The following is a 21480-nucleotide window of genomic DNA, read 5'->3' as shown; positions in this document are numbered from 1 at the left end:
TTGGTTCTGAACTTGTAATGTTGGGAGTGCTATTTTGATTAAAAATATTATTGATACAAAAGGAAAAAATCCTTTTTTTCGATAATGTTATGTAACGTTTAAAGTTAAGCGTTTTTTATTTTATCAACCTCACTAAGTAGTGTTTCTAAATGTTTTAAAATTGTCTTAGCTATTTGATGTTCTTTATTTTGCTCTAACTGTTCTTTAGCAGCTTTAGATAATTCAGCATAATCGTGATGTGAATTTTGGTTATGCTTATCATTGGCTTCTGAGAAGTTGAAGGCATTGCTAAGCTTAAGGCTTATTTCATTTTGTATGCTCTTCAAACTTTCGATGATTTCATTCATTCTTGGTATTCTCCATTTCGTTTAGTAATTTTTTTCATAGATTTATTTACATGTGACCACTAAAAATGAAGTGATAAATAGTCATATTTGAAACTAAAATCGTTTGATTTATTTGGATTTTGATACTTAAATAAAAGGATTTTACAGATTTATTTTGCTATTGAACCAATACGTTTATGATTTGTTTTTTTAAAATAATTATCCTAAAAAAACTGTTGACAAGTTTGCTTCACGTCCGTATAGTATTAGTTATTATAAAAAATATTCAGAAATATTTATCAAAACGCAAAGATCAGGAGTAGTAAAAGTTAATTATTAGGTTAAGAGAGCTGCGGTTTGGTGCAACGCAGTCCAATGATACTTTGAACTTGCCTGGGAGTGGTAAAGCGAAAGATTAGATTTAATCTTTTCTCTTGTTTTAACGAATGACCTACGTTATAAGGTTTTTAAAGTAGGGTTCACAAAAGAGCCAATAAGAGTGGTACCGCGGTAAGCTAAGGCATATCGTCTCTTTCTTCATTTGATTATGAAGAATGAGATGATATGCCTTTTTTGATTTTTGGGGAGGTTAGGATATGAAAACGGAAAAACGGAATTTACAAAGGACAATGACGTCAAGACATATTACGATGATGGCATTAGGAGGTGCCATTGGGGCAGGTTTATTTAAGGGAAGTAGTTCAGCAATTGATATGGCTGGCCCATCCATAATAATTGCTTACTTGCTAGGAGGCATCATCTTATTATTTATCTTGCAAGGGTTAGCTGAAATGGCGGTTCGCAATAGCGATGCAAGAACATTCAGGGATCTTGTCCAATCTATTTTAGGAAAGTATTCTGCTTATTTCCTTGATTGGATTTATTGGAAAATGTGGGTATTGAACATCACGGCCGAGTCAATCGTTGCTGCCATTTTCATCCAATATTGGTTACCTGACTATCCAATCTGGATACTAGCATTAATTGTTTCTGTGGTAGTTACAACAATCAACTTGCTATCAGTAAAGGTTTTTGCAGAAACGGAGTACTGGCTTGCTTTAATTAAAATTACTGTCATCATTGTGTTCATCTTGGCTGGATTAGTGTTGTTACTAGTGAATTTTGGTGATCATAAAGCAGTAGGTTTCTCTAATCTAACAGACCATGGTGGTTTCTTTCCGAATGGATCAACTGGTTTGATCTCGGCTATGCTGGTGGTAATTTATTCATATGGTGGTACTGAAATAATTGGGGTAACATTAGCAGAAACGAAAAATCCCGAAAAAGTGGTACCAAAAGCTGTTCGAAGTACATTGGTCAGAATCATTTCTTTCTATATCATTCCATTTTTCATCATCGTTAGTTTAATTCCTTGGAACAAAGTAAACGGGGTGCCTGAAAGTCCATTTGTGATGGTCTTTAAAATGATAGGGATTCCTGGAGCTGATCATATAATGAACGCTGTTGTTTTAATAGCGATTATTTCATCGATGAACTCTGGCTTATATGGTTCATCCCGCGTTCTGTATACGCAATCTGCGGACGGTCGCATTCCAAAGATCTTTTCAAGATTATCTAAAAGGAAAGTTCCAGTATACGCAATATTAATGTGTACTTCCACTTTACTTGGCGGTGTTCTAATTTCCTTATTTGCAGGAAGCAAGACCTTTGATTTCCTAATGGGATCGTTAGGATATACCGTATTATTCATCTGGTTGATCATTGCCTTTGCCCATGTGAAATCACGTAAACAGTCATCTGGAAAAACGAGTGATTATTTAGTTAAATGGTTCCCATATACGACTTGGGCTGTGATCATCGCTTTAATGATGATTCTAATCGGAATCATCTTCACGACACCTATTATCGTAACGATTATTACACTTTGCATCTATCTCTTTATTACGATAACGTATTTATGGAAAAAACGCCTTAATAAAAACTTGTAAATGAGATAGTATTCCTTTGGTCCAATAAACTTCGGGAATGCTGTTAATGTTTCGACGATACAGAAACTTAATGCTTTAGATAAGATTGAGATTTTTGCCCAGAGTAGTATTGCTGGTGTAATCGGAGCAAATGTAGATGGCGATGTTAGTACTCATTTTGAAGCTGCGAGATTTCAGTCTCCGTCCTAAAATAACAAAAAACTAGTATTGAAAAAGGCACTGACCATCAAAGTCAGTGCCTTTTTTATTTTTTTCTAATTTAATTTGCAGAAGTAATTCTTTTCTTTGGCTGAATTGCAGCCTCTGCTAAAGCTTTTGCCACTACTTTGGAGTATAGCTGTATTACTGCTTCTTTCAGGTTACTCTTCATTTCTACCTACCCCTTTTCAACGTTTTAAAATTAGGCTCTGTTAATGAAGATTGTTGATTTTCTTATTCATCTATCAGACAGTTTAGTTGAATAAGGAATTTGTAAATTTATAGTGTAAAATACATATAACATACACGAATTGGAGAAGAGAAATGGACATTGGGATTGAGCGAATTTATAGTAAGTCATTTTCTGAAAAGGGAATGAGCGACGTTATTAAATGGGAAGTACAACCAATAGTAGATCAACAATTAATAAAAATTAAATTTATTAATAAAGGATCATTACATAGGCAAGGTATTTGGTTAAGAACAGATAAGGGGATTGAAATACCAGCTCTTAATGAAGAAATCTACCCGAGTATTAATTTATGGGAAGACACTTCTCCCAAGGAGATTATTTGCAAATGTCATTCAAAAAATGGATATCTAAGTTTATACAATATCTGGGATGAAGGCGATGGAAGGGAATCACAGTCATACTCATCGGGTATGATAGTTGAAGAGAAAGACGGTATATTTATTTATTACTGCAATGACTTTGGTTTTGAAACGAATTTTGATGACTTGGTTTTTTCAATTGAAAAACTTTAAGTATCTTATTTAACTAAAGCATGCTTTAGTTGAAGAAAACACAAGTATATTATTACTAAAATATTGGCTCAGTTAAAGTAAAATGTTGATTTTTTAAATCAAAAACGACTGTCTATGATTGACAGTCGTTTAACATTCAATTTGAACTCTCTTTTTAGTTTATAGACTATTCTACGATTAATTTTCCTGTCATTTGAGTATGTCCTGATCCACAGAATATAGAACAGTGGTATTCAAAAGTGCCTGTTTTATTTGCTATAAATTCAGCACTCTTATTACCTTGAATGTTTACATTAAATGCTGGAAGAGTAAAACCATGTCCCCCATCATCACTATGAAGAGTGATTCTTACCTTATCTCCTTTTTTAACATGAATTTCTTTTTTATCATATGCAAAATCCTTCGCCATAACCTTAATATCAACTACATTTCCTGTTGTTGAATTTTTAGATGATGGATTTGCAGTTTTTGATGTTTGTACTGTGGTATCCGACTTTTTGTTAGATGTTGCATCTTTGGAAGTATTTTTAGAAGCACTTCCACAAGCACTTAACATTATTACCATCAAAGCTATTGCAGTAAATATTAATCCCATTCTCTTTTTCATAAGTAGATTACTCCTCCTAAATTTGATAACTACTAAAACTTACAATATAAAAATGAAAATCTAATGAAAATTTTCTTCTTCATCTAAATTCTACTTTAGTTCATTAAAGCGACTCGAGATCTAGTTCAAGATAATTTGAAATGAATTGGCTATTCTTTAAAATGGATAAGCAACTGAAACATCAGTCTAAATTGCGAGATATGAATTTACCATAACTATGATGTAGTTGAACAACATGATCGGCTTTATAGTCGATTTTTTTATCACGCTAAATGGCAGATTAGTAGAATAAGGAATGATAATGATGAGAATTTTATTTTGAATTAGAAGGTTATTTTTAGTCAAAGAGATAAATAGACTTTTGAGTAGAATTTATTAGATAATCAATGTTATGTAATTATATGGAGGACTTATAATGATTACCTTTTCTTTTGAAGAAATTCGGACTCAAGATAAGTTTTTATGGCTTGATTACAACCATCAATATCTAAAAGAACTTCGTGAGAGGTATAAATTAAGAAGCCTAATTAATGATGATATGGACGATTTGGCAAAAGTGAAAGCTGTAATGAATTGGGTAAATAGTTAATGGGAGCATAATGGTGAAAACGTACCCAATCACTCTGATCCTTTATATATTTTAGAGCAAGTTTGTGAATATGCAGTAGTTCTAAATGGGTGTTTAAATGCTTTGGGACTTCGCTCGAGAATATTATCATTAAAAACACAGGATTGTGAGACCAGACAATATGGTGCAGGTCACGTCGTCGTAGAAATATATATTTCTAAAATAAGAAAATGGATAATGGTAGATCCTCAGTTCAATGGTAGTTACCTATAAAAATAACCAACCATTAAATGCTGTTGAATTAGCCCTGAGCAGTAAGAGTACAGTAGTTATAAAAGAATCATTTAATGATGGCTTTTCTTACTACGATTGGATCTTACCATACCTTTTCTTTTTTACAATCAATTTCGATAACAGAGTAAACGCTGATCGTTCCTATAAAGATAAAAACAATTAATGTTAGTTCCGTTAGGTTCTCATTCTCCAAAAGTCTTTCAGCAGGTGCACTCAATTGGAGATGTTGAATACACAAATGCAGTGAGTAGAATTTATTATAATCCTACAAAATGACAGATTATCTTCATAAATATGAACCGATATTTTATGTAAAAAAGGTTAAATTCCTTCAAGTTATCTAAGTCGTATGAAGTATACAATTAATTAAAAATTATAAAATGGGTTTTTCTTGCTTCCATTGCCATCCTCATATAATTTTACTGCCTTTAGTTTTAGTTCAATTGAATAGTGTTTAAATTTTGTTCCTTTTAAAGCCATAATAGATCCCCCTATAGTAGACTGCCTATCCATTTTATCAGATAGGCTTTTTCACGTGTCTACTATAAGGGGATCATATCAGAAAATAGGCTTTTTTAGTACGCAAAAATCAACATTATAGTTTAACAGAGCCTAAAATTAAAAAAAGTGGCAAGGCCACTTTTAAAATAATGTATTCACTTGATTGAGTTTATCTAATTTTAGAGTGTACAAATAGACTGGTCTTCCAATTCCATATGTTAATGACTCTTCAAGAGCACCAAGACTGGTTAGAAACTTCAAATATTTTCGTATCGACACTCGTGATATAAGGGTAGTCTCAGAGATATCATCAGTTGTAAACTGATTGTTTCCTTTTGACTTGATCACATTTAGGACTACCTGTAAAGTACTGCTAGTTAAGCCTTTAGGCAAATTACTCATTGCGTCTCCAATAGGTTTTTGATCGATACTAAAGAACTGTTCATCTAGATCTTCCTGACTAAACAAATTTTTAGTTGCAAAAAAATTATATTTATCTTTATATCTCATCAAGGCCTGATTAAATCTTTCAAACTCAAACGGTTTAATTAGATAATCTATTGCACCATATCTTATAGCTGTATGGATTTTTTCTTTGTCTGCAGCTGCAGTTATTAGAATGACATCTACTGCCATATTTTGTTCTCTAATAAAGCTAAGTAATTCAAGTCCAGTCGAACCAGGCATGTAAACATCTAGTAAAATAAGGTCTACCTGTTCATTTTTAAGGAATTTAATGGCATCTTTCACGGAATGAGTAATTCCTAATAAACTGAAACCTTTAATCTCTTTAAGATAACGTTTGTTGAATTCAGCAACCATCGGATCATCTTCTACAATTAAGACCTTAATCATGATCATACCTCTTTTCTTCATATGGAATTTGTATATGGAATTCAGTCCCTAACTGTAATTTTGAGTCGATAATTAATCCCCCATTTAGGTTTTGAATGCTATTTGCAACCAAATAAAGGCCATAGCCACGATTTTCTCCTTTTGTGGAAAAACCTTTTTCAAATACTTTCTTTTGTAGTTCATCAGACATTCCAGGTCCTGAATCTAAAACTTCGATTGTTAAAAATTTCTCAGTGTAATTAAAATTTACTTCCAATGTTTTTTCATCAGTATCAGACATTGCTTCTATCGAATTATCAATCAAATTCCCAAGAATGGTTATTAATTCTTGAGTGAACTGAGGGTCTTTTGGCTCTGGTATGACATTATTACATTCAAAAGATAGCTCTACATTTTCTTCCCTGGCATAACTTAATTTTCCCATAATAAATCCGGCCAGAGCAGGGTCTTTAATATGTTGAGTAATATTTCCAAATTCTTGATTTTGATAGTTTACTAAAGTCCGGATAAAATCTGATAATTCATCATAGGATTTCATTTGGACCATCCCAAGAATGACGTGAAGTCGGTTCATAAATTCATGGGACTGGGCGCGAAGGGATTCCGCATACATTTTTACCCCAGTTAATTGTTCGGCTAACTGATTTACTTCGGTCTTATCTCGGAAAGTGGAAATCGCCCCTACGACTTCACCATTTACTAGAAGAGGAACTCGGTTAACGAGGATGGAGATACCGTTTATGTTTTGTTCTTCATCTAATTCAGGTTTACCTGTTTCCAAAACATAATCCAATCTTGTTGATGGCATATATTCATCTATTTTCATGCCAACAGGTTTTTGAGAAAGCCCAGCCTTTTGAAAGATTTGTAATGCTGATTTATTTACCAAGGTAATGATTGATTGATTATCGACTGCGATAATTCCCTCATGAACGGATTGGAGCATTGTACTCCTCTCCTCAAGAATCCTTGCAATGGCAAAGGGTTCGAGTCCCAGCAATATCCTTTTAATATACCTTGCAAGTAAAATGGCACCAATAATGCCTATTATTAAACCAAGAACAGTAACGATCAGAATGTTCCAATGACTTTTGCCAAGTACGGACTCTACACTCTTAAGTGATATTCCGACTGCTACTACGCCGATTTGTTCATTTCTTCCATTGTATATAGGGGTAAAAGCACGAACTGATTCACCTAATGTACCATGTGAAATCGATATATATTCTTTACCCTTTAGTGCTGCTTTTTCATCACCACCAACAAAATGTTTGCCAATTTTTTCTGGGTTTGGATGGGATTTACGGATTCCGTTCATATCCATTACAACAATAAATAATACATTTGTGGCGGTTTGAATGTCCTTTGTATAATCTTGAATTGCAGTAGTGGGCTGTTTGTCACTTATTTCATCAATTACAAGTTGTGATTTAGCAACAGTTCTGGCTACAATTATGGCCTTTTCTTCTTGATTTTTTATAAGTTTATTACTGACATTGTTACTTATTAATAAATCAGTAATCATTAAAGAGAGTAGAACAACTAAACAAACAAAAAAAATGATAATTGTACTTAATTTAAATCTAAATCGCTGATCGCGCACATTTACCTCCGTAAAATTACTAGTAATTATTAAAAGTTAGCATGATTTTATTCATACTTTTCCAATTTACTATAAAATATAGCCCAATTGAACGAAACATCGTGATTTTGTTACTTACTTTAATTACAAAACAATTTAAAAAGTTAATTTAACTATTTATAATGTTCACAAAATTGTAACATGTAAATAATTCGGAAAAATGTAATCGTTTTCAAAAAAGTGATTGGAGGATAAGGGCATTGAGGATTAATTTTAAAAGTCTTACAACTCAAGTTATTCTTGGTATTTTTCTAGGTGTTTTGGTAGGGTTCGCATTTCCAGATTTCGGTTCACAGTTAAAGGTTATTGCTGATATTTTTATAAAACTAGTAAAAGTTGTAATTGCACCGATTATTTTCTTAACCATTGTGATTGGAATTGCGGGTATGGGGGATATAAAGAAAGTTGGCAAAATTGGTGGAAAGGCCTTACTTTATTTTGAAATCGTTTCGACAATCTCTTTAGTGATTGGTATCATTGTTGCAAATATATTAAAGCCGGGTAAAGGGATTGATGCAACTTCAGGAAAAGGAGATATTACGCAATTTACTAAGGCAGCTGCGGAAACAAGCCATGGTTTTATGGACTTTATCGCCTCAATTATACCTGATAGCTTTATTGGAGCATTTGCAAATGGTCAGCTTCTACCAGTGCTTCTACTAGCCATAATGTTTGGCATTTCTCTTGCCCATTTAGGCAATAAAGGCAAACCGGTTATAGAGCTTTTTGAAAAATTGACTGAAGTGTTCTTCGGAATTGTAAATATTATCATGAAAGTCTCTCCATTAGCCGCATTCGGTGCGATGGCATATACAATTGGAGAATTCGGTATCGGCTCTCTGTTATATCTTGGAAAACTAATGGGTTCTGTTTACTTAACAATGGCTTTATTCATTGTTCTAGTTCTTGGCGGAATTGCTAAAATGTTCGGTTTTAATATCTTTAAATTTATTGCTTATATAAAAGAAGAAATCCTCCTTGTTGTTGGAACTTCATCATCTGAGGCAGCGTTGCCGAAAATGATGGAAAAGCTTGAGAAATATGGATGTTCAAAATCAGTAGTAGGGCTAGTTATTCCAACAGGTTATTCTTTTAATCTTGATGGAACATCTATCTATCTCTCAATGGCAGCATTGTTTATAGCACAAGCTTATGGAGCTGATTTAAGCATTTTGCAGCAGATTACGTTACTAGGAGTATTAATGCTGACTTCTAAAGGCGCTGCGGGAGTTACTGGTTCCGGATTTGTGACATTAGCCGCAACATTAGCGGTATTTCCATCCATCCCAGTAGAGGGAATGGCACTCATTCTTGGTGTTGACCGTTTCATGTCGGAAGCACGCGCAGTTACTAATCTTATTGGAAACGGTGTTGCTACTGTTGTAGTATCAAAGTCTGAAGGGGAATATCATCCGATCTACGAGTTTGAGGAAACAAAAATGACAGTTTAAGTTAGAAAATGTGATCCAACATTTTTAATTCTGGACAAATTAAGTGAAAGAAAAAAATTATAGAAACCATATTGTAAAAGTGCACAGATATTTTGTGCACTTTTTTGAGTCAACCAATGGTTATTGAGATTGGTTAAAATTCTTGGGTTTGTAAGAGGAATAAAATACATAGATACAATAAAATTTATGAAAATGATCTCCTATTTATAGAAAGGAGATCATTTTTTTTTGAAAAAATTTCAATATATCGATTTAAAATTTTATGAGAGATGTTTGACTAACAAATAAAGTGTAGTAAAACGTCAAACTTATTTATAAAACAATTGGGAAAATTAGTAATTAACATAAAAGGGAAAAAATTGTAAAGTCTAATAGTCTTGTAAACTGTATAATCAAAATGTACTATTTTAATATAGGACTGGAGGGCGTTATGGAAGAGAAAAAATGGTCGATTATTTTAAGCGTGCTTTTTTTATTGTTTGTTTATGTACTTATTCATTTTGAAATAAATGCTAGAAATATTGAAAATTCAGTTCAAAAATTACAGGATCGGGAAGTAGAACCGAAGAAAAAACTCCATTTTGTCCTTATTTCGCAGGAGTTTGATAATCCTTATTGGAGGAAAGTACAAGAAGGGGCAGATGTTGCTGCAGAAAAATATGGAGTAAATGTTGAATATATTGGTCCTTTACGTACAAGTCCGGAAGAACAAATTAAGTTATTAGAAAAGGCAATTGCTTCTCAGGTGGATGGTATTATCGTACAAAGTCTTGATGAGAATACTTTTTCGCCCGTAATTAATAAAGCGGTTACACAACATATTCCTGTTATCACAATTGATACAGATGCGCCAAAAAGTAAGCGTATAGCTTATGTAGGTACAAATAATTTTAGCGCGGGAGAGCAGTTAGGTAGAGTTGTTGTAGAGGAAACGAATGGTGTTGGAAAAATTGGCGTTATTATAGGGAGTGAAAAATCAGAAAGTCAGCAGGCGAGATTAAATGGCTTTTTAAGTATTGTTAAAAAGCATCCGAAACTAGTAGTAAAGGATATCGAGTCCTCTAATATATCGATTATTCAAGCAAAACTTCAAACTGAAAGTATGCTACGTAATAATAAAGACATTTCAGTTATGGTTGGTACGAGTGCATTAGATGCAATTGGTATTTTGAATGCATCAAAAAATTTAAAGTTAAATCAAGTTGAGATATTTGGATTTGATAACATTGAAGGCACACTCCAAGCAGTTCAAGATGATTCCATCAAAGCAACTGTGATTCAAAAGCCATATGAAATGGGCTTTCAATCTGTAGGATTATTAATCGACTGGTTACATGGAAAAGTAATTAATAAAGAAAATTTTACACCAACCGAGGTGGTGACGAAAGAAACGTTGATCAGGAGGAGAAACGTTGAAAATTAGGACAAAGTTGTTTATTTTTATTCCTATTCTAGTTATTTTATTAAATCTAGTTTCATTTTTTATTTTTGAAAATGGTAAGAAAGTTCAAGAGAGTTATAATTTAATGATTAATAAAATATTTTTATATAAACAAATCTCTTCTGAAACTCAGGAGAATTTAAGCTTGGTGAGTAGTTATATTATTAATCCACAGCCAAAAAACTATCGGTCGATTTTGCAGCATAAAAGCAATTTACAAAAATTAAAAAAGGAATTGTTAACACATAATGCTACTAAAAATAATCAGCTTGTGTTAGAAAACTTTACCCATATGATTGATTCTTTTCTAGAGTTAGAAACATCGATTACAGATAATTTAGTCTCTCAAAATTTTTCAAGCTATACAGATCAATACCGAGATATAGAGAAAATCTCAGGGTTTATTAGAGAAGATAGTCAAAACTTAGTTGATTTAGAGCTTAGTAATTATCAGCCTATTTTTCGAAAGATTATTGCAAATACTCAGTCAATGAATCAATTAGGTGTCCAGTTGTTCGTTATAACGACTATCATTAGTATTGTTTTTGCAATATGGTTGTCTAGAAGTATTGTCATTCCAATCAATCGATTAGTTTATATGGCTAAACAAATTGGTAAAGGTAATTTTAATGTGGATCCTCCTACACTGTATCGAAATAATGAAATCGGTATTCTTGGTAAAATCCTCAATGAAATGTCCAAAAATTTAAGTAATTTAATGATGAAAAATATTGAAATAGTAGAGAAGGATCGCCTTGTTAAGGAACTTGAGTTAAAAGCTTTACAAAGTCAGATAAACCCGCATTTTCTGTTCAATACGTTAAACGTTATATCTAAGTTAGCTTATATTGAAGGGGCTGAGCAGACGAGTGATCTAACTGTATCGACCTCGAATTTGCTACGTTATAATTTACGAAAATTAGACGAGCCTGTAACGCTTTTGGAAGAAGTTAGAAATGCTGAGGAATATTTTTCGATTCAAAAGGCGAGGTTTAGAGATCGTGTACGCTTCGAATTGAATATAGAGGAGTCTTGTTTAGGAAATAAAGTTCCTTGTTTAACATTGCAACCACTTCTTGAAAACGCATTTATACACGGTATTGAAGGGATGGAACAAGGAGCTGTAATTGGGATTACGATAAAGAATCATGATAACTATATTTACATTGAAATTTATGATAATGGTGCTGGTATGAAAGAGGAGACTAGAGAGGCTCTTTTAACATCGTCTATGCCGATCATCTCTCAAAAAAGCTCAACTGGATTAGGTACAACAAATGTGTTTAAACGCTGGCGCCTCTTTTATGGAGAAGAAGATATTGTTGATATCAAAAGTGAAAGAAATAAAGGGACAACCATTATTTTAAAGCTTCCTGTCTCATCAAAATTTTAAAATTGAAGGAGGAAACCTATGTATCGTTTATTAATTGTTGATGATGAACCATTAGAGCGTGAGGGACTGGAATTGATGATTAACCGTTCAATGCCTAATCAATTTCAATTTGAACAAGCTGAAAATGGACGAGTTGCGATTGAAAAATCAATAGAATACCAGCCTCATATTATCTTTATGGATATAAAAATGCCTGGTATTCAAGGACTTGAAGCTGTTTCAGTTATAAAACAAAAACTACCTGATACGAAAATATTTATTGTCACGGCATATGACTATTTTACGTATGCACAAGAGGCTATTTCATTAGGTGTTAAAGATTATATATTAAAGCCAGCTAAAAAGGATCATATTATCTCTTTGCTTCAAAAAATGATCGATGAAATAGAAGAAGATCATAAGAAAAGATTACAAGAATTAGAGGCTATTGAAAATTTATCGATTATACGTCCTCTCACTGAAAATGAATATACGTTAATGTTAATGTTTAATACTGTTCAGGAACTAAATGTGTCTCAACTATCTAGTATTCTCGGTTTTGAAATCGAATTAGGTTATGCGAACGTCATTAAATTGCCAAAAGAAATTAGTCAAAATGACAAGGAGCAGAGGAGAATTTATGAATGCGTAAGGCATTTTATGAAATCTTGGAGGAATTGTTTAATCAGTCCTGTTGTAGATGGCCAATTAGCCATATTTATTCCAGTACAGCCAAACCGAGAAGCTGATCTACAATCGCTTGTACTCTATCAAGATGCTTTAAAAACCATTGAATATATAGAAAATCAAACTGGTTATCAAACAGTGATTGGTATTGGGTCTTTAAAGCAAGGGATTGAAGGATTACGACAATCTTATAATGAGGCATTTCATGCAAGTTTAGAATGTGATGAGTTAACACGTGTTAATCTGCATTCAGTAAATCTTTCTTTAAGTATACCGGACGAGGAAAAACAAGTTTTAATTGATACTTTTAGAAAAGCTGATTTAGAAGAGGTTATGAACCAATTTAATTATTTGTATGAAAGATTTGTTAATTATAATGTTAAGCAAGTTAGAAGGGAATTAAATTCATTATTTAATCAAGTTTTCCAATCTCTCCGTAGTTCATCGATTGAAGTTGAGAAATTTCATATTCCAGAAATTAACGAAATCAGTGAATTGAAGATGTTTGTGGAGCAACAAATCATTCATTTAATTACTAAGATCGATCGAGAAAAAGAAATCAAAACGAATCATCTCATGATATTGGCTAGGGAATATATCGCTCATCACTTCATAGAGGATCTCTCACTTGAGCAAGTGGCCAACTATTTAAAATTGAATCCGGTCTACTTTAGTAAACTATTTAAAAAACAAACAGGTGAGACTTTCAGTGATTATTTAATGAATTTAAGAATCAATAAAGCAAAACAATTAATGGAAAAAAGAGAATTGAATTTAAAAGAAATTTGTTACCAAGTGGGCTATAATGATCCAAATTACTTTAGTCGAGTATTTAAAAAATGTACGAATGAGTCTCCTAAGGAATATAGGAAGAAAGTTTTAATGAATATTTAAAGAGAATTAGAGGAAAATTTGGAAACTTAAATTTGAACTAATAAATGATTAATTACTTTATTTGAATAATTATTGTTAAAAGAGTCTAACGACGTACTTAATGATCGTATTTACGAATTGTTTTTAAATTTGTACATACTTTTATTGAGTTTCTGTTTGACTCTTTTTTGTATTAAATCGAAATTAACTGCACTAATATGTCTCAAAGTTAAGATAATGCTAGTTTTAATATTCTGAATGTAAACGTTTTCTGAGGTGGGGTAAATTAGTACAGGTAATAGACAAAAGAGTGAAGGAAATGGGTAAGCGTTTCCAATAAAAATCGTGATAACCTTATTTATGAAAGCGTAACCAGAAAAAAAGGGGGAAACACTTTGAAAAAGTTATCAAAGATTTTTGCAATAATTTCAGTATTTTTAGTAATGACTCTTGTCGCAGCTGGATGTGGATCATCAGCAACATCAAGTGATAGCACTTCTGCTGGTAAGAAAAGTAAGGATGGTAAAGTTGATATTGGTATCGTTTTACCTACGAAAGATGAGCCACGTTGGACTCAAGATGAAACTCGCTTTAAAAATGCTTTAAAAGATACAGATTATTCAGTTGAAATTTTATTCTCACAAGGTGACTCTGCTAAAGAAAAAGCAAACGTTGATTCTTTAATTGCAAAAGGCATTAAAGTTTTAATTATTTGTCCTCAAGACGGTGCTGCTGCTGCTGCTTCAGCTGAAGCTGCAAAAGCTGCTGGTGTTAAAGTAATTTCTTACGACCGTTTAATTACAGGTACTGACGCAGTTGATTACTATGTATCATTTGATAGCGTTGCTGTAGGTGCTGCACAAGCACAATATCTTGTAGACCATGCTTCAGGTAAAACAGGCCAACCTTTATACCTATACGCAGGTGCTGCATCTGATAACAATGCATTCTTATTCTTCCAAGGTGCTTGGAAAGTTCTTCAACCAAAAATTGCTGATGGAACATTCAAAGTTGAGAATTCAGCAGCTGCAAATAGCTTAAAAGCTAAAGCTGATTTAACTCGTGATGAGCAAGCAAAAATTATTGGTCAAGTTACAACTAACTGGGATTTCAATGTAGCTAAAAACTTAACTTCATCTAACTTAACAAAGGCTACTAAAGCTGACAAAGGTGATGTATTAGTTCTTGCTCCAAATGATGGAACAGCTCGTTCAATCGCTGATACATTTAAATCAGATAAAGACGTAACTTCATATGTAATTTCTGGTCAAGATGCTGAAAAAGCTTCTGTACAATACATTATCGATGGCAAACAATCTATGACTGTTTTCAAAGATGTTCGTACTTTAGTTAAAGATGCAATCGCTACTGCAACTTCAATCTTAAAAAATGAAACTCCTGATGCTTCAGGCGTTACAAACAACGGTAAAGCTGATATCAAAACAAAACAAACAGATATTATTGTTGTTGATCAAAGCACAGTGAAGAAAGACTTAGTTGATTCTGGATACTATAGTGCTTCAGACTTCACTGGATTGAAGTAATTAATAGAAGAAAAAAACTTGCAAAATAGTGATGGTCTAACCGTCACTATTTTGTTAATTATTCAATTTCAATGACTCAAGTAGATGGCAAATTCGGGAGACGGATCATATGAGTGAATTTATTTTAGAAATGAGAAATATCACAAAAGAGTTTCCAGGGGTGAAAGCATTAAGCAATGTTAACTTCAAGGTTAGAAAAGGGGAAATACATTGCTTAGTTGGTGAAAATGGTGCTGGAAAATCGACCCTAATGAAAGTTTTAAGTGGTATTTATCCATTTGGAACCTATACAGGTGATATTGTTTTTGGAGATGAAGTTCAAAAATTTTCAAAAATTAGTGATAGTGAAAAAAAGGGTATTGGAATTATCTATCAGGAATTATCGCTTTTTCCTGAACTGTCCGTATATGAAAATATTTTTATTGGACATGAAATTAAAAAGGGAATGACGGTTGATTTCAATGAAACGATTGTAAAAGCAATCGAAATGTTAAAAAAGGTAAAGTTGGATGTAAATCCGGACGTGCAAATTAAGGAATTAGGTGTTGGGAAACAGCAGCTTGTTGAAATTGCTAAAGCACTTAGTAAAGATGTTAAATTGCTGATTCTTGATGAGCCTACAGCTGCTTTAAATGAAGATGATAGTGAAAATCTACTATTCTTAATGGAAGAATTAAAAAACCAAGGCATTTCTTGTATTATGATTTCGCACAAACTTAAAGAAGTAATTGCTGTTGCAGATACGGTTACTGTACTTCGTGACGGGAAAACAATTTGCTCTTTAAATAAAGAAGAAATCACCGAAAACACAATTATCAAACATATGGTTGGGCGTGAAATTGATGATATTTATCCAAAGCGTCCAAATCAAAAGTTTGGTGAAGTTTCATTAGAGTTAAAAGACTGGGATGTATACGATCCAAAATTAGGTCGAAAAATTCTTCATCATATCAATCTAAATGTTCGAAAAGGCGAAATTATCGGTATTGCTGGATTGATGGGGTCGGGTCGAACAGAACTAGCAAAAAGTATTTTTGGCAATCCAACAAATTTCAAACTTGATGGTTCCGTTTTAGTGCATGGTGAACAAAAGCGTTTTAAACATCCAAAAGATGCAATAAAAGCTGGTATAGCCTATGTAACAGAGGATCGTAAAGGCGACGGACTGATCCTTGAACAAGATATTAAAAATAATATTTCGATTACGAACTTATTTGAAATTTCCAAGTCAAGCGTGATTAATCAACATGAAGAAATTGTCGTTGCAAATGATTATTTAAACAAGTTAAACATAAAAGCTCCTTCAATTACTTCAATTGTTGGGAAATTGAGTGGGGGTAATCAGCAAAAAGTATCGTTAAGTAAATGGTTATTTACGAATCCGAATGTACTTATTCTTGATGAACCTACACGTGGTATAGACGTAGGCGCAAAGTTTGAAATCTATAGTTTTATGAATCTACTGGTTGAACAAGGCATGAGTATTATCATGATTTCCTCTGAACTTCCAGAAGTCCTTGGTATGAGTGACCGAATTTATGTAATGGCAGAAGGTAAAATAACCGGGGAATTATCAAGAGAAGAAGCAACTCAAGAGAGCGTTATGGCTCTAGCTACCGTTTAAGAGAGGTTGAATAAAATGAACTTTTTTCAAGAAGCAGGCATGTTATTAAGGAAAAACATCCGTGAATATGGAATGTATATAGCTCTTGCAGTAATTATGTTAGTATTTACTTTAAATACAGATGGATTATTTATGTCATCTCGTAACTTAAGCGATTTAATCAATATGACAGGTTATGTTGCAGTCCTTGCAGTTGGGATGACATTAGTAATTGTCATTAGACATATTGACCTATCAGTTGGTTTCGTTGCTGGTTTTCTAGGAGCAGTAGTTGCTCTATTTCTAACACACGGTTTGCCAGTCTGGATTTCTATCATTGCAGTTCTAGTATTTGGCGCTATTATTGGTCTAATTAATGGATTCTTTGTTGCTAATTTAGGAATCCCTTCATTCGTAGTTTCATTAGCAGGAATGTTAATATTCAAGGGATTACTACTAATGTCTCTTGTTAAAACTGGTACAATCATCGTTGCTAACGAAAGCTTTAAGGCAATTGGAAATGGCTATATTCCTAGTTTAGGAAATATAAATGGTTTACACATATCAACACTATTAATTGGTGCAATCTCTATCATTCTTTTTATCTGGAGTGATTTTAAAAAGAGAAGCGTAAACATAAAATACGGTTTTGAAGTACTTTCAATGCCAATGCAAATTATTAAATTATTATTTATTTCTGGTATCATTGGTTACATTTGCTATATTCTAGCGGGCTATCAAGGAATTTCTTGGACTGCTGTGATCATGTTTATTGTAGTAGTAGTCTACCACTTCATTACAACAAGAACTCCTTTAGGGCGTCACATTTATGCAGTTGGTGGAAACCCTGAAGCAGCACAGTTAAGTGGTATTAGCGTAAAGAAAATCACTTACATTGTATTCGGTTCAATGAGTATGCTTGCAGCCCTTTCAGGCGTATTGTTTACAGCTCGACTTGCATCTGCTTCTCCCCAAGCAGGTACAATGTTTGAGTTAGATGCAATTGCTGCAGCTTATGTAGGTGGTGTTTCTGCTGCTGGTGGTGTTGGTAAAGTAACAGGTACAATTATCGGTGCATTCGTAATGGCTTCATTAACAAGTGGGATGAACTTAATGGGTATTGATATTTCATACCAATACATCATTCGAGGAGCAGTACTTGTTCTTGCAGTTGTGTTTGACGTAATGACACGTAATAAAGGGAAATAATATTTAAAAACAGAAACAGTCGATTGTGGTGGCTTGTTTCTGTTTTTTTTTTTTTTTAATTTGAATTTGTTAAAGTGGATTGAGGTTATCTTATTCGATTAAATGGCAGGTTAGTTGAAGAACATGTGGTATATTATTTTGTAATAAACATTCAAGGGGGGAACCAATGAACAAAACAGACCGATTGTTAGCCGTTGTGCTGGAGTTGCAACGTAAAGAAGTTGTACGTGCCGAAGATTTGGCAACCCTATTTGAAACTAGCGTGCGAACCATCTACCGCGACATTCAGGCGCTGAGTGAAGCTGGTGTGCCAATCATAGGAGCCCCTGGGACAGGATATTCCTTAATGGAAGGCTATTTCCTTCCCCCTATCAGTTTTACGGTACCAGAAGCCGTGAGCCTACTGATTGGAACAGACTTTATCGAACAACAATTTGATGATGATTATCGTGTCAGGGCTCAAGCGGCTGGTGCCAAAATCGAGGCCATTCTTCCGTCGAGCGTTCGCAATGAAACTTCTCAAGTACTCAAAACTATGCGTTTGCTCATTTCCGATAAACAGGTTACGCCGTCAAAAGAAAAGAAATATCTAGAAAAGATCCGTCGAGCGATATTAGACGAGCGAAAGATAAACTTTCATTATGCAAAAAGACTTGCAGATTCCGAGGGGAAGCACCATAGTGTTCGTACCGTTGCTCCCTATGGATTGGTGCTCATTCAAGGATCGTGGATGCTCGTAGCTCGATGTGATCTGCGCCAAGAGATTCGCCACTTCCGCTTGTCCCGAATGACGGAACTTATCGATCTGGAAGAACAATTCGAACTGGCGTCGCATTTTAACTTAAGGGAGTATACCCCTCCGGATGATAGGAACTTGCGAGTACGCCTTCGATTTAACCATGACATCGTAGATAAAGTGAGGGAGTCGAACCATCAATATATGGAGGATATGGAAGAGCATCGAGATGGATTGCATGTGGTCTTACGCGTTCGTCAACTAGACGAATTGCTACAATGGGTGCTTGGCTGGGGAGCGGGAGTGATTGTATTGGAGCCTGAATCATTCCGAAATCGGATTCGTGAGGAAGTCAAAAAAATGTTAAAACACTACTGACATACTGTTGTCAGTAGTGTTTTTTTATAATGGGAGTAAGCAAACGTAAAGGAGTGGGAGATAAATGCGAAGTATGTCTTGCAAAGGATAATTCATATTACTATGGACCAATTGCACAGTAGGCAGACATGGAAGGATGGGTCCTAAAACCAAAAATGGAATAATTATTGATTAAATCTAGCCTTTACAGTTTTAAACCTGGGTAGAACCAACGAATGTCCGTTAAATCGCAAATTAAGTTACTTAAAATGGAAAAAACAGGACTTCGTAACCTTTTGCAATTTACGATAGCATCGCTGGTTCTGGCCAAAAATGATATGATACGATATTTTATTAGGAAGGGTGTTATCTAGTGAATTTTGCTTCTGTTCGCATTATTACCGACGACTTGGATCGTCTTGTCAAGTTTTATGAAAAAGTCTTGAGTGTTTCAGCGGAACGCCCCGCGCCTGTTTTTGCCGAACTTGTTTTGAAATCGTGCACCCTGGCAATCGGCCACTCGCAGACGGTACCACTGTTTGGCACTGGTTCCGCAATAGCGGCCAGTAATCACACTGTTATCATCGAATTTCAAATCCACAACATCGATGCTGAATACGAACGTTTAAAGCCTTTTATTGACGAGTGGGTGAAGGAACCGACCACGATGCCGTGGGGGAACCGTGCTATGTTGTTTCGTGATCCCGACGGCAACCTTGTAAACCTCTTCGAGCCGGTGACCGAGGAAGCGATCAAACGGTTCAGCGGTAGGGTTGACGGATAGTTGAAGCGAGAGTGGCCACGATTTGTAAAATATATGACCATTTTGGGCCGAATGTGCCGATATCATTTCTCTGGTGGCTACATCGTCTTCCAGGTTTGAAAATGAACCATTAAGAAAATGGACCTCTATATTCATCGAATAAAACAATTTGATGAAATTGTTGCCAATAAAATAAAAGATAGATTTCTATCGAGCTTTATTAATAAAAAAGAATAATGATTAGATGATGATGAAATCACTACTTTCTGGTTAACATTTGCGTGTATTCAATGGAAATTAGGTAGACTCCAAGACGAAGTAAAAGATATAGCCATTCAAATTATTGATAGTGGTGATGATCTTGAATATTGGGCAGATGACGAACAATTAAAAAAGAAGCGGCAAGCAGTATTACTAAAACTAAAAGAACAAATAAATTCCTCACAACCACAAGCTAAAAAAATACCAAAGAGGTTCATTGCTAATACTGATCTAAAAGATGGTGATGTAATTAGTTATCAATTATTGTCAGGAGACTACATTCTAATTTCCCTCATTTCAATCATGATAAGACTATTAATTATTCCCTATATAAGTAAGTTCAACAAAATAGAGTATTAATCTCTCTTTGATCAACGCTCCCGTTGGGTATAACAATCTATTAACGTGGATATTTTAGCTTTTTATGACTTTACGATTATTTAGAGATTGAACTGGACGATGATCATCGGGGAAAATCTTTCGAAATGCTTCAATTTGTTCTTTTGACATTTCAATCGGCATTTCAAAAATGGTCCATTTTACCTCTTCTGTACAAGGAGGGGTCGTTAATGAACCCTCATAATGAAATGCAGTTTGATCTTCAGGAAGCAAAGCCTTTAAATCAACTGTCTCATTCAAGGGAATATCTTTATCTGTTTCTTCTTTCGGTAGAATATCCCAGACCGCTGCCAGATTTTTATTTTCTTCACCTTCCTGAATCATCACTCCAAGGACAGCAATCTTTCCATTTGAATCTTTATGTACAAGGTGAAGCTCCATTACATAGTTTTTGCCGTTGAATTGATGCTCACTTGGGGTATGGAAATGAAATTGTGCAAGCTTGTACTCCTTCCCCTCAATGAGTATGCTGTTACTACCACCCGCAGCATTTGCCTGTACAGTATGACCATTGTTCATGAGTGAAAATAACATCGGTTCATAATTAATTTGAAGGTCTTCTGCATCTTGTTCATTCTCAACTTGCGAAAATTCAATGTTAATTGGCGATTGTTCACTACCATTTACACAGGCTGAGTTAGCAGGATCTAATTCCCCCCAGTGCTCGGGGCTTGTTTCCCCTTCATAGGACCAATGGGAAGTATTTATTTTAGTTACTTCTGTTCCTGCATTCTTTTCAGTTGCCTGTTCTTCTTTTAGTTTGGGAGTTTGTGCATTTTGTGATGTACAAGCTCCTAATACAGAACTTAACATCACAGCTAAAATTGGATAAACGAGTATCTTCTTCATGTCAGTGTCTTTCCCCATTTCCTGTTTTTATATATGACTACTTTCCGTTTTATCATAATTTAAAATTCTCCCTATAAAAAATAATATCCAAATATATCCATTTCTATATAAAGGGAAATTTTTCCTTCTTTTGTAGATTATTTAACTAAATTTCTAATCCTTTCTTATTGCACTAACCTGCCATTTACTTGAATAAGAAAAAAGCTAAAAAAGCAGCTTTAAGGTTGTTG

18 protein-coding genes and 1 other annotated feature are annotated in these 21480 nt (G+C 34.1%); of the genes, 13 read left to right on the top strand and 5 right to left on the bottom strand.

Annotated elements, in window-relative coordinates; translation table 11 throughout:
• Positions 1-104 precede the first annotated feature (104 nt).
• On the bottom strand, positions 105-347 hold the full coding sequence (locus tag BED47_RS21460) for a hypothetical protein (protein ID WP_069035360.1): 243 nt from the start codon (positions 345-347) through the stop codon (positions 105-107).
• A gap of 279 nt (positions 348-626) precedes the next feature.
• Positions 627-862: a binding site (T-box leader), on the top strand.
• A gap of 60 nt (positions 863-922) precedes the next feature.
• Here BED47_RS21460 and BED47_RS21455 point away from each other — a divergent pair.
• Both BED47_RS21455 and BED47_RS21450 read left to right on the top strand, forming a co-directional pair.
• On the top strand, positions 923-2275 hold the full coding sequence (locus BED47_RS21455; RefSeq protein WP_069035359.1) for an amino acid permease: 1353 nt from the start codon (positions 923-925) through the stop codon (positions 2273-2275).
• A gap of 522 nt (positions 2276-2797) precedes the next feature.
• Positions 2798-3238, top strand: coding sequence for a hypothetical protein (locus BED47_RS21450; RefSeq protein WP_069035358.1), 441 nt, complete (start codon positions 2798-2800; stop codon positions 3236-3238).
• 166 nt (positions 3239-3404) lie between these two features.
• Here BED47_RS21450 and BED47_RS21445 read toward each other — a convergent pair whose 3' ends face one another.
• Positions 3405-3845, bottom strand: a complete 441-nt coding sequence (locus BED47_RS21445; protein WP_069035357.1) for a cupredoxin domain-containing protein — start codon at positions 3843-3845, stop codon at positions 3405-3407.
• A gap of 415 nt (positions 3846-4260) precedes the next feature.
• On the opposite strand from BED47_RS21445, the gene BED47_RS23840 reads away from it, so the two are divergent.
• Positions 4261-4434: a hypothetical protein gene (locus tag BED47_RS23840; RefSeq protein ID WP_175403535.1), complete on the top strand. Its 174-nt coding sequence runs from the start codon at positions 4261-4263 to the stop codon at positions 4432-4434.
• A gap of 235 nt (positions 4435-4669) precedes the next feature.
• Positions 4670-4870 (top strand): hypothetical protein, encoded by a 201-nt coding sequence (locus tag BED47_RS23500; protein ID WP_139116382.1) that lies wholly within the window; start codon positions 4670-4672, stop codon positions 4868-4870.
• 479 nt (positions 4871-5349) lie between these two features.
• On the opposite strand, the gene BED47_RS21440 is transcribed toward BED47_RS23500, so the two are convergent.
• Both BED47_RS21440 and dcuS read right to left on the bottom strand, forming a co-directional pair.
• Positions 5350-6063 (bottom strand): response regulator, encoded by a 714-nt coding sequence (locus tag BED47_RS21440; protein WP_069035356.1) that lies wholly within the window; start codon positions 6061-6063, stop codon positions 5350-5352.
• Positions 6056-7666 carry a DcuS/MalK family sensor histidine kinase gene (gene dcuS / locus BED47_RS21435; protein ID WP_069035355.1) on the bottom strand — a complete coding sequence of 537 codons (1611 nt, stop codon included), beginning with the start codon at positions 7664-7666 and terminating at the stop codon, positions 6056-6058. The genes BED47_RS21440 and dcuS overlap by 8 nt, the downstream gene beginning before the upstream one ends.
• A gap of 239 nt (positions 7667-7905) precedes the next feature.
• Between dcuS and BED47_RS21430 the strand changes: the two genes are divergently transcribed.
• The 9 genes from BED47_RS21430 (at position 7906) to BED47_RS21390 (ending at position 19762) form a co-directional block, all read left to right on the top strand.
• Positions 7906-9156 carry a dicarboxylate/amino acid:cation symporter gene (locus BED47_RS21430; protein WP_069035354.1) on the top strand — a complete coding sequence of 417 codons (1251 nt, stop codon included), beginning with the start codon at positions 7906-7908 and terminating at the stop codon, positions 9154-9156.
• 430 nt (positions 9157-9586) lie between these two features.
• Positions 9587-10579: a sugar-binding protein gene (locus tag BED47_RS21425; protein WP_069035353.1), complete on the top strand. Its 993-nt coding sequence runs from the start codon at positions 9587-9589 to the stop codon at positions 10577-10579.
• Entirely contained in the window at positions 10569-11990 is a 1422-nt protein-coding gene (locus BED47_RS21420; protein ID WP_069035352.1) for a sensor histidine kinase, read from the top strand. The genes BED47_RS21425 and BED47_RS21420 overlap by 11 nt, the downstream gene beginning before the upstream one ends.
• An 18-nt stretch (positions 11991-12008) precedes the next feature.
• Entirely contained in the window at positions 12009-13550 is a 1542-nt protein-coding gene (locus BED47_RS21415) for a response regulator (RefSeq protein WP_069035351.1), read from the top strand.
• Between the two features lie 374 nt (positions 13551-13924).
• Positions 13925-15073, top strand: coding sequence for a sugar ABC transporter substrate-binding protein (locus BED47_RS21410; RefSeq protein WP_254664640.1), 1149 nt, complete (start codon positions 13925-13927; stop codon positions 15071-15073).
• A 109-nt stretch (positions 15074-15182) separates the two neighbouring features.
• Positions 15183-16697: an ATP-binding cassette domain-containing protein gene (locus BED47_RS21405; RefSeq protein WP_069035350.1), complete on the top strand. Its 1515-nt coding sequence runs from the start codon at positions 15183-15185 to the stop codon at positions 16695-16697.
• Positions 16698-16712: 15 nt separating this feature from the next.
• On the top strand, positions 16713-17885 hold the full coding sequence (locus BED47_RS21400; protein WP_069035349.1) for a sugar ABC transporter permease: 1173 nt from the start codon (positions 16713-16715) through the stop codon (positions 17883-17885).
• 166 nt (positions 17886-18051) lie between these two features.
• The gene (locus BED47_RS21395; protein ID WP_069035348.1) at positions 18052-18999 is read left to right on the top strand and encodes a helix-turn-helix transcriptional regulator; all 948 of its coding nucleotides are present in this window, start codon (positions 18052-18054) and stop codon (positions 18997-18999) included.
• A gap of 352 nt (positions 19000-19351) precedes the next feature.
• Positions 19352-19762, top strand: a complete 411-nt coding sequence (locus BED47_RS21390; protein WP_069035347.1) for a VOC family protein — start codon at positions 19352-19354, stop codon at positions 19760-19762.
• A gap of 654 nt (positions 19763-20416) precedes the next feature.
• On the opposite strand, the gene BED47_RS21385 is transcribed toward BED47_RS21390, so the two are convergent.
• Entirely contained in the window at positions 20417-21250 is an 834-nt protein-coding gene (locus BED47_RS21385) for a carbonic anhydrase (RefSeq protein WP_069035346.1), read from the bottom strand.
• Between the last annotated feature and the right edge of the window lie 230 nt (positions 21251-21480).

Source organism: Gottfriedia luciferensis (genome assembly GCF_001712755.1).
In the GTDB taxonomy this organism is placed as follows: domain Bacteria; phylum Bacillota; class Bacilli; order Bacillales; family Bacillaceae_G; genus Gottfriedia; species Gottfriedia luciferensis_B.
This window is presented reverse-complemented; position numbering and strand designations above follow the sequence as displayed.